This is a genomic window from Curtobacterium sp. ZW137 (assembly GCF_003762905.1).
Classification (GTDB): Bacteria; Actinomycetota; Actinomycetes; order Actinomycetales; family Microbacteriaceae; genus Curtobacterium.
Genome location: NZ_RJKS01000002.1, coordinates 661,580 through 678,184, shown reverse-complemented (window position 1 = coordinate 678,184; position 16,605 = coordinate 661,580). Strand labels below are relative to the sequence as shown.

At 71.7% G+C, this 16,605-nt stretch carries 15 protein-coding genes; 9 read left to right on the top strand and 6 right to left on the bottom strand.

The features are described from left to right. The first annotated feature begins 210 nt into the window (after positions 1-210). Complete coding sequence (locus tag EDF55_RS08410; RefSeq protein ID WP_123654437.1) at positions 211-768, top strand: hypothetical protein; 558 nt, start codon at positions 211-213, stop codon at positions 766-768. 78 nt (positions 769-846) lie between these two features. On the opposite strand, the gene EDF55_RS08405 is transcribed toward EDF55_RS08410, so the two are convergent. Continuing rightward, positions 847-1,032: a hypothetical protein gene (locus tag EDF55_RS08405; protein ID WP_123654436.1), complete on the bottom strand. Its 186-nt coding sequence runs from the start codon at positions 1,030-1,032 to the stop codon at positions 847-849. Positions 1,033-1,117: 85 nt separating this feature from the next. Then, entirely contained in the window at positions 1,118-1,981 is an 864-nt protein-coding gene (locus EDF55_RS08400) for a VanZ family protein (RefSeq protein WP_185017239.1), read from the bottom strand. 150 nt (positions 1,982-2,131) lie between these two features. Here EDF55_RS08400 and EDF55_RS08395 point away from each other — a divergent pair, with 150 nt between their 5' ends. After that, positions 2,132-7,975: an Ig-like domain repeat protein gene (locus EDF55_RS08395; RefSeq protein ID WP_185017237.1), complete on the top strand. Its 5,844-nt coding sequence runs from the start codon at positions 2,132-2,134 to the stop codon at positions 7,973-7,975. A 169-nt stretch (positions 7,976-8,144) separates the two neighbouring features. Then, a complete protein-coding gene (locus tag EDF55_RS08390) occupies positions 8,145-9,266 on the top strand; it encodes an acyltransferase (protein ID WP_123701372.1) in 1,122 nt (373 codons plus the stop codon). Here the strand turns inward: EDF55_RS08390 and EDF55_RS08385 are convergent. Both EDF55_RS08385 and EDF55_RS08380 read right to left on the bottom strand, forming a co-directional pair. Continuing rightward, positions 9,247-9,978, bottom strand: coding sequence for an SOS response-associated peptidase (locus EDF55_RS08385; RefSeq protein ID WP_123654432.1), 732 nt, complete (start codon positions 9,976-9,978; stop codon positions 9,247-9,249). The two genes, EDF55_RS08390 and EDF55_RS08385, sit on opposite strands and share 20 nt — an antisense overlap. Before the next feature lie 32 nt (positions 9,979-10,010). Further along, positions 10,011-10,682, bottom strand: coding sequence for a hypothetical protein (locus EDF55_RS08380; RefSeq protein ID WP_123654431.1), 672 nt, complete (start codon positions 10,680-10,682; stop codon positions 10,011-10,013). 131 nt (positions 10,683-10,813) lie between these two features. Between EDF55_RS08380 and EDF55_RS08375 the strand changes: the two genes are divergently transcribed. The 3 genes from EDF55_RS08375 to EDF55_RS08365 are packed head-to-tail and all read left to right on the top strand — an operon-like array spanning position 10,814 to position 12,602. Continuing rightward, entirely contained in the window at positions 10,814-11,239 is a 426-nt protein-coding gene (locus EDF55_RS08375; protein WP_123654430.1) for an organic hydroperoxide resistance protein, read from the top strand. A gap of 4 nt (positions 11,240-11,243) precedes the next feature. Beyond that, positions 11,244-11,627: a YchJ family protein gene (locus EDF55_RS08370; RefSeq protein WP_123654429.1), complete on the top strand. Its 384-nt coding sequence runs from the start codon at positions 11,244-11,246 to the stop codon at positions 11,625-11,627. A gap of 18 nt (positions 11,628-11,645) precedes the next feature. Then, positions 11,646-12,602: an SDR family NAD(P)-dependent oxidoreductase gene (locus EDF55_RS08365; RefSeq protein WP_123654428.1), complete on the top strand. Its 957-nt coding sequence runs from the start codon at positions 11,646-11,648 to the stop codon at positions 12,600-12,602. A 14-nt stretch (positions 12,603-12,616) separates the two neighbouring features. Here the strand turns inward: EDF55_RS08365 and EDF55_RS08360 are convergent, their stop codons facing one another. Next, the gene (locus EDF55_RS08360; RefSeq protein ID WP_185017235.1) at positions 12,617-13,492 is read right to left on the bottom strand and encodes a shikimate dehydrogenase; all 876 of its coding nucleotides are present in this window, start codon (positions 13,490-13,492) and stop codon (positions 12,617-12,619) included. A gap of 58 nt (positions 13,493-13,550) precedes the next feature. Here EDF55_RS08360 and EDF55_RS08355 point away from each other — a divergent pair, with 58 nt between their 5' ends. Further along, entirely contained in the window at positions 13,551-14,567 is a 1,017-nt protein-coding gene (locus tag EDF55_RS08355) for an iron-siderophore ABC transporter substrate-binding protein (protein ID WP_260235865.1), read from the top strand. 41 nt (positions 14,568-14,608) lie between these two features. Here EDF55_RS08355 and EDF55_RS08350 read toward each other — a convergent pair whose 3' ends face one another. After that, positions 14,609-15,013: a DUF1304 domain-containing protein gene (locus EDF55_RS08350; protein ID WP_123654426.1), complete on the bottom strand. Its 405-nt coding sequence runs from the start codon at positions 15,011-15,013 to the stop codon at positions 14,609-14,611. Between the two features lie 114 nt (positions 15,014-15,127). Here EDF55_RS08350 and EDF55_RS08345 point away from each other — a divergent pair, with 114 nt between their 5' ends. Together EDF55_RS08345 and EDF55_RS08340 are read left to right on the top strand one after the other, a co-directional pair. Continuing rightward, positions 15,128-15,433 (top strand): chorismate mutase, encoded by a 306-nt coding sequence (locus tag EDF55_RS08345; RefSeq protein ID WP_123654425.1) that lies wholly within the window; start codon positions 15,128-15,130, stop codon positions 15,431-15,433. Further along, positions 15,430-16,503: a beta-propeller fold lactonase family protein gene (locus EDF55_RS08340; protein WP_123654424.1), complete on the top strand. Its 1,074-nt coding sequence runs from the start codon at positions 15,430-15,432 to the stop codon at positions 16,501-16,503. Before EDF55_RS08345 ends, EDF55_RS08340 begins: the two co-directional genes overlap by 4 nt. The last annotated feature ends 102 nt before the right edge of the window (positions 16,504-16,605 follow it).

Genomic DNA, 16,605 nt, shown 5'->3' with positions numbered 1-16,605 from the left:
GCAGTCACAGGTGTCCGGGGCTCTGTCGCCGGCACGTCCTCGTCAAGATGAAGTTGCAATGCGAATGACAACAGGCTGTGAGAATCCGCTAGATTGAGACAACTTCGCCAATCACACCCGCTATCACCACGGCTGGGGCGGTCGATGAGGTGAGGAAGCGGGCTCTGGGTGTCAGGGTCTGACGGATCAGATCACTAGGGGAATCACTTCATGAAGAAGCTCATCGCTGCGGTGGTGCTGGCTGGGGCCGCACTGCTCGCAACGCCGGCCGCTGCCAACGCCGCCGGTTACACGCCGGACTCGAACGTCTCCGTCTCCGGTACCTACACCGCCGGTGGGGTCGCCTCCGTCAACTTCAGCGACGGCGCGTTCCAGGACAACGAGACCGTCAACGTCCAGGTCACGGGCGCCGGAGCGGTCACGCTCGGCGCGCTGCCGACCACGACCGTCTCGAAGGCGTACACCGCCTCCTCGACCGGCTCGCTCGCCGTGAAGGTCACCTTCCCGGCCGGCGCGTCCGGCACGTACAACCTGACCGCCACGGGCGCCACCTCGGGTGTCGTCGGCCTCGCGTCGTTCACCGTCGCTCCGGCTGACGCCACGGCCGTCGCCGCCGACGGTTCCACCACCGGCACCAACGGCACCCTCGCCTTCACCGGTGGCACCATCTCCGCGCTGGCCCTCTGGGTCGCCGGCGGCGCCGTCGTCCTCGGTGGTGGCCTGCTGGTCGTCCGCGGGTCGGTTCGCCGCCAGCGTGAGACCGTCTGAGTCGCTCAGCACTGAACGAAGCCCCCGGAGCCATCGGCTCCGGGGGCTTCGTCGTGTTCGGTGTTCAGTGTTGTGACGTCAGACAGCCAGCAGCATCGCGGCGACGACGCCGACGGTGAGCAGCGGGCTGAGCGCCCAGATCCACCAGGGGAAGACCTGAGCGCGCCTGACGGGGCGCGGCGCCGCGTGGACGCCGGGGTGGTAGGCGTACGACGCGTGCACGCGGGTCGGGTGCGCGTCGATCGTGCTGTGTGTTCGGGTCACGTACGGGACGATACGGAGCGGTACGGGGAACTGAAAGATGCTCGCAAGAGCGCTGCGGGGGTCCGCAAGGCGATTGCGTGATCCGTCACCGACCGGGTCGGGAGTTGCGGTGTCGCGCAGCTCGCGCGAGCACTGCGACCCCGATCAGCGCACCGATCGCGGCGCCGCTCGTGTTCGCGAGGACGTCGTCGAACGACGCGAAACGCGCCGGCAGGAACAGCGCCTGCCCGCTCTCGATCGCCGTGCTCACCAGCAGCCCGGCGACCGCGCCCACCCACCAGCGTCGGCCACCGAGCAGCAGGACCACGAGGAGTCCGAGCGGCACGAAGAACAGCACGTTCGCCGTGAACTCGAGCGCCCCGTAACCGAACCAGTCGGGGACGCCGAGGCGGTGCGCTGCGACGAGCGCCCGCAGGATCCCCGGGTGCACACCCGCGTCGACCGGTGATCCCGTGAAGCCCACCAGCAGCACGGCGACGCCGTAGACCACGATCAGCCAGGTCGCGACCCTGCGACTGCGTGGCGTCGCGCAGGCGCCGCGTCCGCGTCGAGGAGCGAACACCAGCCAGCCGAGCAGCAGACCGGCCGCACTCGCGGACACGAGCGAGGTGAACGTCGCACCGGGGTGGTCGCTCCGCAGCGCCGCGATGCCCTCGAGTGCAAGGACCCCGGTTGCGGCCAGGCTCACGGCACGACGGGCGGAGACCGGGACGGCCATGGCGACGAGTACCGGCAACGGGATGGTGACGGCCGTCACGATGGTCGCGGTGACGAAACCGTCCTCGACGGACAGGAGGCCGTGCCCGGCCCCGCGGAGCACCGTCACCACCGCATGGAACGGGCCCAGTGCCGCGGTCACGAGCCCAGGAAGGGACGCGAGGGTGAGCGCCACGACGACCCCGGCGGCCAGCGCGGAACGAGCGAGCACAGTGGGGGCCGGGCCGGTCATCCCACAGACGTTATCGTGCGCCGGATGTGCCCCGGAATGGGGCTCCGTACCGGTCGGTACCGAGACGCTGGAGCAACTACCGTGGAATGGTCCCGCACGAGCGTCTGTGCGTGGCCTTCCCGAATCGCCCTGACCCGACAGGACATCTTCTTGTTCGCTTCTGCGAGCGCTCGTCATCGAGCGCGCCCGAAAGTCGCCCGCCGCCTCGCCGTCCTCGGTGCGGCCCTCGTCCTCGGCGGTGTCTCCGTCGGCGTCACGACGAGCGCGGCGAACGCGATCGACGTGACGAACGTCTCGCCCTACGCGGCGGAGACCTTCACGAACGCGACGGTCAGTGGTGTGCAGGCGCCGGCCGTGCCGGCGAACGGCACGACCGCGATGACGAACTCCGCGTGCCTCACGGCGGCTGCCGGCACCGGCACCGCGAGCGGCGCGACGATCCCCGGCTGTTCCACGAGCGCGATCAACGCGGCGGGCAGCGGCGCGCTCCGGCTGACCGACGCCGTGGGGGAGAAGGAGGGCGGCGTCGGCGCGACGACCGCCATCCCGACCGGCCAGGGCCTCGACGTGACCTTCAACTCGTACCAGTACGGCGGCGACCGAGCGGACGGCATCGTCTTCTACCTGGCGACGACCGACCCGTACGACCCGAAGGTCCCGACGACGATCGGTGCGAAGGGCGGCTCCCTCGGGTACTCCGCGTCCTACTACTCCGACGCGACCAACGGCACGCCGGGTCTGGCGAACGGCTACCTCGGCTTCGGGCTCGACGCCTACGGCAACTTCCGCTCCAGCACCTACCAGGGCAAGGCCTGCGCGGCATCGACCGCCGCCCCGAGTGTCTCCGTCCGCGGTCCGGGCTACGGCGTCAACGGCTACTGCCTGCTGACCCCGGACACGAACACGACGGGCACCCTCACCAACGCCAGCATCAGCGGCGGCAAGAGCGGTTCTCGCGCGTCGAGTGCGGTCCCGGTCGAGGTGGTCGTGAACACGTCCGACGCGGCCGTCACGTCCTCCGGCTTCAGCGGCTCCCTCACGCAGCAGACCGTCGCCGCCAAGCACTGGGCGATCATCGTCAAGCCGCTCGGTCAGTCCGCCACCAAGATCGTGTCCGGTGTGCTGCCGTCGCTGAAGACCACGACCGCCGCCGGTGTCTCGTCCGACTGGTACGACCCGACGACGGGCCTGCCGTACAAGCTCACCTACGGGTGGGTCGCATCCACGGGTGGCGTCACCGACATCCACGAGGTGAACCAGTTCACCGCGACATCGGCGAACGGTCGCACGCCGGTCCTCGCGGGCACCGCCGACGTCTCCGACGCGACCCCGCAGCAGGGCGCTGCCGGCACCTACACCGTGCACCCGACCGTGACGAGCACCGGCGGTGCCGAGCTCGGCAAGGTCCGGATCAGCACCACGTTCGGCGCCGGCGCAACGCCGAAGTCCGGCACCTTCACCGCCGGCTCCTACTCCTGCACGACCACCGGCCAGGACGCCGTCTGCACCACTCCGGCCGCGCTCGCCGTCGACGCGGGGAAGGCCCTTCCCGACCTCGCCGTCCCGTACACGGGCACCGCCGCGATCGGCGCCACCGTGAAGGCCACGTCGACCGTCGCGTCGACGGACGCGCTCAAGTCGGTGCCGGTGTCGGCCTCGCTCACCGTCGCGAAGGTCCCGACCACCACGAAGGCCACCCTCGCCAGCGCCCAGGTCACGGCCGGGGACTCCACCACCGTCACCGGGACCGTCGTCGACGCCGACGGCCGGGTCCTCACCGGGGCGACCGGCACCGTCACGTTCACCGAGGGCAGTACCGTCGTCTGCTCGGGTGTCACCGTGTCGAAGGGCATCGCGACCTGCGCCTACACGCCGACGACCAAGGGCACCCACACGATCACCGCGACCTACAGCGGTGACCCCACGTACACTGGCTCCACCGCGACGCAGACGATCACCGCGTCGGCGCGGAGCACTGCGTTCTCGGTGCAGGCGGCGCCGGCGCAGGTGCAGTACGGCACGCCGTCCACGGTCACCGCGACCGGACTGCCCAGCACCGCGACCGGCACCGTCACCTTCACGGCGACGGACCCGGACGGCACCACCACGACGCTCTGCTCGGTCGCAGCCACCGGCGCCGCGGACCCGGGGTGCACGACCCCGAGCGACCTCGCGATCGGCTCCCACGTCGTCACCGCTTCGTACGAGGGCGACCAGACCAACGCCGCTTCCGACTCGACCGACTCGACGACGATCGTCGTGACCACGGTCAGCACCACGCCGAAGGTCACCGTCGACGGCGGTTCGTCCGCGACCCGGACCTACGGCTCCACCGCCCCGCTCGCCACGACCGGGCTGCCCGCTGACGCAACCGGCACCCTGACGTACTCCGTCGACGGCGCCGCCGTGTGCACCGTCTCGGTCGGCGCTGCCTGCGCAACGCCGTCCGTGCTCGCCACCGGGTCGCACACCGTCACCGTCGCCTACTCGGGTGACGCACGGTACGCGCCGTCCTCGTCCAGGACCGCGGCGACGCTCACCGTGACGAAGGTCGCGTCACCGGTCACGGTCGCGGCCTCCGACACCACCCCTGCGCACGGCGACGCCGTCACGTTCAGCGCTGGCGGCCTGCCCGTCGGCGCGACGGGCAGCGTGACGTTCCGCGACGGCACGGCCACCCTGTGCACCGCGACGGTCACGGACCGGACCGCGTCCTGCGCGACCGTCACCGACCTCGCCACCGGGACGCACACCGTCACGGCGACCTGGACCGGGGACGCGAACCACGAGCCGGCGACCAGCGCCCCGGTCACCGTGACCGTCGCGAAGGCGACCTCGGCCATCGGGGCCGGCGTGCAGGGTACCCAGACCGCCAGCGTCGAGTACGGCACGACCGCGACGTTCCGCGCCACGAGCCTCCCGGCCGACGCCGACCCGACGTCCGTCGTGACGTTCCTCGACACCCACGGCAAGACCGTCGCGACCGCGACGGCCGGTGACCCGACGTACACGACGCCCGAGGACCAGCCGGTGGGTGACCTCGTCCTCACCGCGAAGTGGGACGGCGACGCGGACCACTCCGGGAGCACATCCGCTCCGATCTCGCTCCACGTGACCAAGGCGACCGTCACCATCTCCCAGACGGTCGACCAGGGCACCCGGTCCACGATCACGCACGGCGACACCGCCGAGCTCGCCGTCGTCGGCCTGCCGAAGGGTGCCACCGGCACCGTGGAGTACACCGGTGTCGACGGAGACGGCCACACCGTCACGCTCGGCGAGGGCGACGCATCCGAGACCGGCGCCTCGGCGACGACCTCGAAGCGGCTGCCCACCGGGGACTACACGGTCACTGCCGTCTGGTCCGGAGACGACCGGTACTCGACCGTGACCGCTGCCGCCGTCGAGCTGATCGTGACGCAGGCGAAGCCGAGCCTCACGGGTTCGGTCGGAGGCTCCACGGACCCCGTGACCACGCCCTACGGCACGCCCACCACGGTGGAGGTCAGCGAGATCCCCGACGGCGCCACGGGTACCGTCGAGTTCACCGTCGGGACCGGCGACGACGCCATCGCACTCTGCACCGCCACGCTCCCGACGACATCCTGCACGACGAAGGCGGACCTCCCGGCCGGGCAGTACGACGTGACCGCCACCTACAGCGGCGATCACGACAACGCCCCGAACACCACGACGGACGCCGTCTCGCTCACGGTCGAGAAGGCCGCCACGGCGATCACGCTCGGTACCTCCGCCACCGCTCCGACGTACGGCGACCCGGTCACCCTGACCGCGGGTGGCCTCCCCGGCGGCGTCACCGGCACGGTCACGTTCGAGGACGGCGACACCGTGCTCTGCACCGCGACGATCGAGAACGGCACGGCGAGCTGCTCCCCGGAGCACGCCCTCGCCGCCGGCACCCACGAGGTCACCGCGGCGTGGAAGGGCGACAGCAACCACGCGTCCGACACCAGCGATCCCGTGACCGTCACCGTCGCGAAGGCGAAGGCCACCATCGGTGCCACCGTCGACGGGAAGTCGACCGCCACCGTCGAGTACGGAACCGGCGCGACCATCGAGGCCACGGGCCTCCCGGCCGGCGCGGACGGCGCGTCCGTCGTCACCTTCACCGACGAGCACGGCACCGTCGTCGGGAAGGGAACGGCCGCCAAGCCGACGACCACCGTCCCGGCCGACCAGCCGGTCGGGGTCCTCCGGGTCACCGCCACGTGGGCGGGTGACGGGAACCACGACGGCGCGACCGCCGACGCCGTCACGCTCACGGTCACCAAGGCCCGCGTCCCACTCGTCGAGACGGTCGACAAGACCTCCGTGACCACCATCACCCACGGTGACTCGGCCACGCTCGAGGCGTGGGGCCTGACGAAGAGCGCCACCGGCACCGTGACCTACACCGCGGAGGACGCGAACGGCGTGCGGACCGAGCTCGGGACCGTCGACGCCACGGCGGAAGGCTCCCCGTACGCCACGTCGAAGCACCTCCACAGCGGTGACTACAGCGTCTGGGCGACCTACTCGGGCGACACGCAGCACGAGACCGTCACGGCGACGGCGGTCCGGCTGCTCGTCGCCAAGGCGACGCCGAAGCTGACCATCGGCACCGGTACCCCCTCGACGCCGTACGGTACCGGGACGACCGTCACCATCGGCGGCCTGCCGGACGACGGCAGCGGGACCGTGATCGTCACCGCGCGGTCGGGCGACACCACCGTCCCCCTCTGCGAGATCACGCTGCCCGGATCGAGCTGCGCCACGCCGCCCGCCCTGCACGCCGGCGAGTACGAGCTCACCGCGACGTACCTCGGGGACGACGACCACGAGGTCGACACGACCGACGCGTCGGCCACCCTCACCGTGACGAAGGCGGCGACCACGGTCGCCGTCGGGGACGGCGACGGCACCGGCACGGGCACCGGCAACGGGACCGGCATCGGTGGCACCTACGGTGACCCCGTGACGCTCCCGGTCAGCGGCCTGCCCGCCGGCGCCACCGGCACCGTCACGTTCGAGGACGAGGACGGCGACCCCGTCTGCACCGTGACGCTGCCTGCGACCTCGTGCACCACGCCCTCCGACCTGCCCGTCGGCTCGCACCCCGTCACCCCCGTGTACTCGGGCGACGACGACCACGCGGGCTCGACGGGTGACCCGGTCACCGTCGGCATCGTGCGCGCAGCGACAGCCCTCACGGTCACCGCCGGCCCGTCCCACGCGTGGGGCTCCTCGACCCTGCTGACCATCGGTGGCCTGCCGGCGCGGGCAACCGGCAGCGTCGTGCTCAGCGTCGGCAGCACGGAGATCTGCACCATCGCCCTGCCCGCCACCTCGTGCACCACCGACGTCATCGAGCCCGGCACGGTCACGGTCACCGCGGACTGGGACGGCGACGCGTCGTACCTGGGCTCCTCGGCGACCACCCTCGCCACGGTCACCGCGATCCACACGGTGAACCCGACGCACGTGGAGTCGTCGTCAAGGACGACCGGTCCGCTCGTCTGGCCGTCGATCACGGGGGCGGTGGTCTACCAGGTCACGGTCGCCACCGACGAGGGGCTGTCGAAGGGCGTTCGCACCGTCACGGTGAACGCGCCGCTGACGACCACGTCGCTCGACGCCCTCACCGCCGGCACGACCTACTGGTATCGCGTGACCGCGGTGTCGGCGTCCGGCACCGTGCTCTCCACGCACGACGCCGTCATGGTCACGGCGGCCGCGGCCGCAGCGAACCCGACGCCGGGGACCCCGCCCGCGGCAGCATCGGGGACCCCGTCCGCGACGGCGTCGGCATCCGCTGCTCCGGTGGCTCCGGCGAAGGTCCTGCAGGTCGGCGAGCTGGCCTTCACCGGACCGACGGTCGCCGTGGGCATGATCGGGTTCGGCGCGGTCCTGCTCCTGGTGGCCGGTGGCCTGCTCCTCCTCGCCCGTCGCCTCCGCGACGAGCAGGGACCGATCGGCCCGCTCCGCAAGGGGTAGATCCAGATCGGGACGGGAGGCCCGGGTCACGTCCGCCACGCGGTGGACGTCGACACGGGCCTCCCGTCGTTCGCCGTGCTCGCACCGGGCGCGCACGTGCGGTGGCGGTTTTCCGCATTGATCCGGATCACCGTCGTTCCGCGCGCCCGAGCTGTCTACCCTCGGCCCCGTGAGCATTGCTGACGTACAGGGGCGACGCAGCCTCGGCGCGCGGTTCGATCCGCGCAGGAACTCGCTGAACGCGATCCGGCTGATCCTGGCCGGACTCGTCGTGCTGTCCCACTCGTGGCCCATCGGTGGGTACGGCCCCGATCCCGTGCTCGGGGACCAGGGCCTCGGGAGCTGGGCCGTCGCCGGCTTCTTCTGCATCTCCGGCTACCTCATCACCACGAGCCGGGTGAACAGCCGCTCCCTCGTCGACTTCGTCTGGCGCCGGGTGCTCCGGATCTACCCGGCGTTCATCGTCGCGCTCGTCGTGGTCGCCTTCGGGATCGCCCCGGCCGTCGTCGCGATGTTCCCCGGTGGCGGCACCTGGACGTTCACGGGCGCGGCGGGGTACGTCTTCCACGATGCGTTCCTCTACATCCGTCAGTACGGCATCACGGGCACGCTGGGGCACGTCCCGTACCCGAACGCGTGGGATGCCTCGCTGTGGACCCTGTTCTTCGAGTTCCTCTGCTACCTCGCGATCGGGTTCCTGGTGTCGCTCGTCGCCGTGCGGTGGCGGACGCGCGCGGTCGTCGCGCTGCTGGTCGTCTGTGCCGCGATCGTCCTCCTGCAGGCAGCCGGGGTGCTGCACCTCCCCGGACAGATCGAGGCCACCGCCCGGCTCGGCGGGTACTTCGGCGGCGGTGCGCTGCTCTACCTGCAGCGCGACCGGATCCCGGTCGCCTGGCCGCTCGTGCTGCTGGCCGCTGCACTCGTGGTGGCCGTCGCGGCGCTCGGGGTGTCCGGTGCGCTGGTCGGCGTCCCCCTCGCCTACCTGTGCCTGGTCGCCGGCATCCTCCTGCCGCTGCACTGGATGGGCGCCCGCAACGACGTCTCGTACGGCCTGTACATCTACGGCTTCCCCGTGCAGCAGACGATGGTGCTCGCGTTCCCGCACCAGCAGCTGCCGGTCGTCGTGTTCGCGGCGCTGTCGGTCGTGGCGGCGCTGCCGTTCGCATGGGCGAGCTGGCTGTTCGTCGAGCGACCGGCGATGCGCCTCAAGCGGGTGTTCGCCCGACGCCCCGTCGATGCAGAGGGGCACGTCGAGGAGCGGTCCCTGTCGGCTACGCCACCGGCTCGATGAGCTGTGGGCCGTTGTTCTTCACGCTGTTGACCGTCCGGGAGACCTCGTACTGCTCGAGGCCCGCGGCCACCTCGAGCGACTCGTGGTCGAGCAGCGCGAGCAGGTCGTCGGTGTGGAGCTCCCCGCCGAGCCAGTCGTCGTAGCCGTCCGGGGTCAGGAAGGCCGGCATCCGGTCGTGCACTTCCCCCGGGGCGACGTGGGCGTCCCTGGTGATGATCGCCAGCGACAGCTTCCACTTGTCCGGGTCACCCTCGGGCTTCGTCGGGTCCGGCCACGCGCTGACGACCCCGGCCATCGCGAGGGCACCGCCGGGCTCGTGCACGAAGTGGGGTTCCTTGCCGTCCTCGCGCACCACCCACTCGTAGTAGCCCTGCGCTGGGACGATGCACCGGTTCGTGGCGAAGGCGCGCTTGAACATGCCGCTCGTCGCGACGGTCTCGATGCGGGCGTTGATCGGCTTCGGGCGCTGCTTCTGGAAGTCCTTCGCCCAGCTCGGGACGAAGCCCCAGCTGATCTGCGGGAGTTCGCGCTCCCCGTGGCGCTGCCGGACGGCGAAGACCGGGTCAGTGGGGGCGACGTTCCAGCTCGGGACGAGCCCGGTGCCGACGACGCCGGTGTCCTCGTCGACGTGCTCGGTGCGATCGGCGAGTTCCCCGATGAGCTCGGGGAGCAGGTCAGCGGTGGTGTCGGAGACGACGAAGCGGCCACACATGCGCCCAGTGTGCCCGCTGCCGCCGACAGTCGTCAGTCCCCGGGGAGCTGGATCTTCGACCCGTTCGGGGAACGCCGTCGCCCGGGCGGCCGCTCCGGAGCGGCCGGGACGTCGGGGAGCGTCGCGGCGAGGGCTCGGGCGCGCTCGACGCGGCCGAGCCGGATCACGTTCATGACGGTCCGCACCGCCGTGATGAGCGCCACCCAGACGACGATGCGTGCGGGGAGGTCGAGGAGGGCCACGCCGGCGACGGCCAGGACCGTCGCCGCGACGACGACCAGGCCCCGGTAGACCTCGGGGAGCACGCCGGCTCGGACGGCCTCGGCATCGCGCAGCACGTCGTCCCGGTCGCGCGGGTCGACCGTCGGGGCGGTCCTCGCCCGGAAGTACCGTTCGACGTGGTCCGGCGCAGCCATCTGCGATCCCGACCAGTACAGCCGTGCGCCGTCGGCGGTCCGCGGGCGGAGCGGGACGAGGGCGACCGCGAAGGCGCCGAGTCCGGTTGCGAGCAGCGCGGCTCCGATCCACGCCGCCGGCTCCTGGAGGTCCGGCCACGGGGCGACCAGGCCGACGACCACCAGCACCACGAACGCGGCGACCGCGGTGACGACGCCGACGACGAACCCGAAGCGGCGTCGGTCCGCGGGCACGTCCCGGCCGAAGTGGTCGCGGAAGACGCGCCAGCCGAGGGCGTACGTGCTCATGTGGTCCCTGGTACTCCTCAGCGCTGAGCATCGCTCGGACACGCCCGACGAGCCGGGTTCGGACACGCGCTGGTCCGCGTCGCGGAGCCGCTCGTCAGGAATCGTCCAGACAGGCACGGTCACCTGATCCCATGAGTCTCGACATCGTCTACACCGCCGTCGCCCACGCCTCGGGAGGCGGCCGCGACGGGCACGTCCGCAGCGAGGACGACCGTCTCGACCTGGACACGCGTCCACCGAAGGAGATGGGCGGCAGCGGCGAGGGCACCAACCCGGAGCAGCTCTTCGCCGCCGGCTACGCGGCGTGCTTCCTCGGCGCACTGCACGCGGCGGGCAAGGAGCTCAGCGTGGACACCACGGACGCGGAGGTCTCGGCGGAGGTCGGCATCGGCGGCAACGGCAACGGCGGCTTCGGGCTGGCCGTCGAGCTGGACGTCTACACGCCGAACGTCGAGCAGGCCAAGCGGCAGCGGGCCGTCGAGCGCGCGCACGAGATCTGCCCGTACTCGAACGCCACCCGGGGCAACATCACCGTCACGCTGTCCCTCGTCGACTGACCTCGTGGCCACCACGCGCTGTCCCTGTCTCAGCGGGAACCCGTACGACGAGTGCTGCGGCCCGCTGCACGCGGGCGCCGCGGCGCCGACGGCGGAACGGCTGATGCGCTCGCGCTTCTCCGCGTTCGCGCTCGGGCTGCCCGAGTACCTGCTGCTCTCGTGGCACCCGAGCACCCGACCGGACACGCTCGAGCTCGACGCGGAGCAGCGGTGGACACGGCTCGACGTCCTGTCGACCCGGGACGGAGGCCCGTTCGACTCGCGCGGACAGGTCACGTTCCGCGCGTGGTGGCGCACCGACAGCGAGCGTGGCACGCTCGAGGAGACGAGCGACTTCGTCCGCGAACAGGGCCGCTGGTTCTACGTCGACGGCGTGGTCGCCACCTGAGTCCCGACAGGAGTGCCCATGCCGTCCCGTGACCTCGCCGCCTTCGGTGCCCGGACGACCGCCGCCGAGGTCCTCGACGGCATCGACCTCACCGGACGGACGGCGATCGTCACCGGCGCCGCCTCGGGCATCGGCATCGAGACCGCCCGGGCGCTCGCCGGCGCCGGTGCCGTCGTGACGATGGCCGTGCGCGACGTCGCAGCGGGGCACCGTGTGGCAGACGACATCGCCCGGTCCACCGGACGAGCAGCACCCGCGGTGCGTGCACTGCACCTCGACCGCCCCGATTCCGTCGAGGCCTTCGCGGCGGACTGGGACGGCCCGCTCGACGTCCTGGTGGCGAACGCCGGGATCATGGACGCGCCGGAGTCGTACACGGCGGCCGGGTGGGAGTCGCAGTTCGCGACGAACCACCTCGGGCACTTCGCGCTCGCACGCGGCCTGCACCGGGCACTCGCCGCGTCCGGCTCCGCGCGGATCGTCGCCGTGTCGTCGACCGGCCACGGATCATCGCCCGTCGTGTTCGACGACCTGTTCTTCCGCCGCCGTCCCTACGAGCCCGGGCTGGCGTACGCGCAGTCCAAGACGGCGAACGCCCTCTTCGCCGTCGGGGTCGGACTCCGCTGGGCCGAGGACGGCATCACCGCGAACTCCTGCATGCCGGGCGGGATCTGGACCGGGCTGCAGAAGCACTGGGACCCGGACGTCCTGGCGGCGACGAAGGTGGCTGCCGCCGACGTCGTGAAGACGCCCGAGCAGGGCGCGGCCACGTCCGTCCTGCTCGCCACCGCTCCGGAACTCGCCGGAGTCTCCGGCCGGTACTACGAGGACTGCCACGAGGCCGCCGTCGTCGACGCGATCCAGGACGGGCTGTACGGGGTTCGGCCGTGGGCGCTCGACCCGACGGACGCCGACCGGCTGTGGGACGTGTCGGTCGCGCTCCTCGACGCCGAGGGTCGGACCCGACAGGCCTGACCGGACGGCCGGGGTCAGCCGCCGATCTGCTCGGGCAGTCCGACGGCGCCGCGCATCGCACGGCGGACCGCGGCCTCCGACGGCAGGAGCTCGTCCTCGTCGCCGGTCAGGAAGAACCGGATCTGGCCGATCGCCTGTTCGGTGAGCATGTCCAGGCCGTTCAGCACCCGTCCGCCGGCGGCTTCCCAGCGCGTGGACGCCGCGGTCGGCCACGGCTCGTACGCGACGTCGAAGAGCACCGCGTCGGAGCCCGACGGGCGCAGTGGCAGCTCGTCGGCCGCGCCGCCGGGGAGCGTCGAGATCACGAAGCCGAGCGGCCCCGCCTGCTCGAGGTCGGCGAGGGGGTGCACCTCGAGCGTGATCCCGAGCCGGGTCGCGAGGCCGACGAGGTCCCGCGCCTTCGCGGTGTCGCGGAGGAACACCCGGACGACACGGGCGCCGAGGCGGAGCGATGCCGTCAGCGCACTCGCCGCCGTCGCCCCGCCGCCGAGGATCGTCGCCTCACCGGGGACGTGCCCGAGGGCGGCGACCGGACGGACCAGTCCCTCGACGTCGGTGTTCGCGCCGGCGCGCACCACCCGGCCGCCCTCGGAACGGAACGCGAGCGTGTTGGCGACCCCGAGCTCGTCCACGAGCGGTGTCGTGCGATCGAGCAGCGGGAGCACCTCGCGCTTCAGCGGCATCGTCAGGCTGAGCCCCCGCTGCGCTGGACCGAGCCCGGCGATGAACGCGTCCAGACCGCCGGAGGCGACCTCGTGCCTCCCGTACGTGAAGGGCAACCCGAGGACGTCGTAGGCCGCTGCGTGGAGCGTGGGCGAGAGCGAGTGTGCGATCGGCGAGCCGAGCACGGCGAGGCGCGTGCGATCGGGGTCCTGGTACGACGTGGCCACGGGTCCAGAGCCTATCCACCCGCGTTTCGTGGCGGACCCTTAGGTTAGGCTTACCTTTGTGATCCGTACCTCCCTCTCCAAGCAGCGCTTCCGGCGCGTACTCGCCGCCGCCGGTGCCGTGGTGGCCGCCTCGCTCGTCCTCGCCGGATGCTCGTCCGGCTCGTCGACCACCTCGCCGGAGGCGTCGTCGTCCTCCGCCGACGGTCAGTTCCCGGTGTCGATCACCACGGCACTCGGCACGACGAAGATCGACTCGCAGCCCAAGCGCGTGGTCGCCCTCGGCTGGGGCGACGCCGAGACCGCACTCGAACTCGGCGTGCAGCCCGTCGGCGCCAGCGACTGGCTCGCCTTCGGCGGCGACGGCGTCGGCCCGTGGCTCAAGGGTGCGTACACGAAGTCCCCGAAGATCATCAACACGCTCGAGCCCAGCTACGAGGACATCCTCAAGCTCAAGCCGGACGTGATCCTCGACGTGAAGTCCTCCGGCGACAAGGACCGCTACGCCAAGCTCTCCGCGATCGCGCCCACCGTGGCGATCCCGAAGGGCGCGGAGAACTACCTCGCCTCGACGAAGCAGCAGACCACGATGATCGCGAAGGCGCTCGGCAAGGTCTCCGAGGGCAAGAAGCTGCTCGCCGGCGTCGACGACGCGTACGCCGCCGCGCGGAAGGCGCACCCGGAGTTCCAGGACAAGACCGCGGTGATCGGCGCCTACACGTCGGAGGGCTTCGGTGCCTACGCCTCCGCGGACAGCCGGGCCACCTTCATGCAGAACCTGGGCTTCACGATCCCGGCGAAGATCGACGAGGAAGCGGGCAAGCAGTTCTCCGTCCACCTCTCCGACGAGAACCTCGACCTGCTGAACGCCGACCTCACGGTGATCCTGCCGATCTACGTCGAGGCGTCGGCGGCGGAGTCCGATCCGCTGTTCCAGAAGGTGCCGTCGGTCGAGGCCGGCCACTTCATCGTGTTCTCCGACAAGGACGTCTCGTCCGCGTTCTCGATGGGGACCACCGCTGCGATCGAGTGGGCGCTCAAGCGCCTGCCGGACCAGTTCGCGTCGAAGCTCGGCTGATCAGCCCGGGCCGGGCCCGGGCGGGTCGGTTCGCAGTGCGGTCAGTTCGCGAAGAGCGAGCCGAGGAACGCGAAGAGCAGCGTGATGAGCGGCAGGGAGCCCTGGACGAACGCGGAGTTGAGGTACCGGCGACCGGTCCCCGCGAGGATCACTGCGGCGCCGAGCATGCTCGCCGTCGAGAAGACGATCAGCGTCCAGCCGCTCGCCGCGCTGCCCGTCACGACGAACAGGACACCGAGCACGGCGCCGATCGCGAGGAACAGGTTGTAGAAGCCCTGGTTGAACGCGAGGGCTCGCGTCGCCCGGGCTTCGGCGTCCGAGGCCATGCCGAAGATCCGCCGGACCCGGGGGCTGGTCCAAGCCACCGACTCGAGGAAGAAGATGTACACGTGCACGAGTCCAGCGAGGACCGCGCACACACTCGAGATGACGAGGAGCACCGACATGGGTTCCATTGTCCCAGCACCGAAGGGGTGCTCAGGTCCCACTCAGCTTCGGACGTGGCGCGCTCTCGCGTAACCGACACCTGGCGGCCAGCCGGACGCCGTTAGGCTCGGCACATGAGCGAGTACGACGACGCGGCCGTGGCTGAACTGCAGAGCATCCGGCAGAGCATCGACAACATCGACGCCGCCGTGATCCACATGCTCGCGGAGCGCTTCAAGTACACCCAGCGTGTGGGGTACCTCAAGGCCAGCGCGGGGATGCCGGCGGCGGACCCCGACCGCGAGCGCATCCAGGTCGCCCGACTCCGCTCCCTCGCCGCCGAGTCCCACCTGGACCCGGCGTTCGCGGAGAAGTTCCTGAACTTCATCGTCGCCGAGGTCATCCACCACCACGAGCAGATCGCCGAGGAAGAAGCGTGAGCGCTCCGGCGCTGCCCACGCTGCTCGTCGGGTCGTACACCGCCACCGGCGGGGGCACCGCGACCGGGATCTCCGTCGTCGAGGACGGCGTCGCCTCGACCGTCGCCGTGCTGGACGACCCCTCGTTCCTGGCCGTCTCCGGGGACCGCGTGTACGCCGTGTCCGAGCTCGCCGACGGCAGCGTGAGTGCCTTCCGCCGCCGCGGGACCGCCCTCGAGCACCTCTGGGACGCACCGTCCGGCGGGGACGCCCCGTGCCACGTCCGGGTCGATCCGTCCGGCACGCTCGTCGTCACGAACTACGTGTCCGGCACCGTCACGGCCGTGTCCCTGGCCGCAGCGGAGTCACTCGCCGCGTCCGTCCTGGCGAGCGACGGGGTCGTCGGTGCGCACGGGGCAGGGGACTCCGTCGTCGTCCCGGAATCCGCCGTGGACACCGCGGTGCTCCCCGACGTCACCGGCCCCGTCGAGGACCGACAAGAGGGGCCGCACGCCCACCAGTCGATCGCGACGCCCGACGGCACGCTGCTCGTTGCGGACCTCGGCGGGGACGCACTGCACGAGTACCGGGTGGACCTCGGTCCGGAGTCCGTCGCGCTCGAGGTGGTGCGCGTGCACCACGTCGAGCCCGGCGTCGGCCCGCGGCACATGGCCTGGTACGACGGCGACCTGTTCGTCGCGGGGGAGCTCGACGGTCGCGTGCACCGCCTCCGTCGAGACGAGTCCGGTGCATTCCGCGTCGTCGCGTCCGCACCGACGTTCGACGGTCCGGTCGGTGAGTCGCTCCTCAGCCACATCGAGGTGGACGAGGACGGCCGCGTGGTCGTCGCCGTCCGTGGACGTGACGTGATCGTCGTGCTGGACGCCGCGGACGGCGGGCTGACGCTCGTCGGGTCCGCACCGTGCGGCGGGGTGTGGCCGCGGCACTTCGCCCGGGTGCCCGGGTACGTCCTGGTCGCGAACCAGATGTCGGACGCGATCGCGGTCCTGCCCGTGGGTGCTGACGGCGTCCCCGGGGAGGCAGTCGCGCAGATCCCGGTCGGGACGCCGACCTGCATCGTCCCGCTGTAGCGGTCCTGCGGGCCGCGCTGGCTTGCGGGCCTGCGGGCCTGCGGGCCGCGGACCTGCGGGCCTGCGGGCCGCGGACCTGCGGGCCGCGCTGGCTTGCGGGTC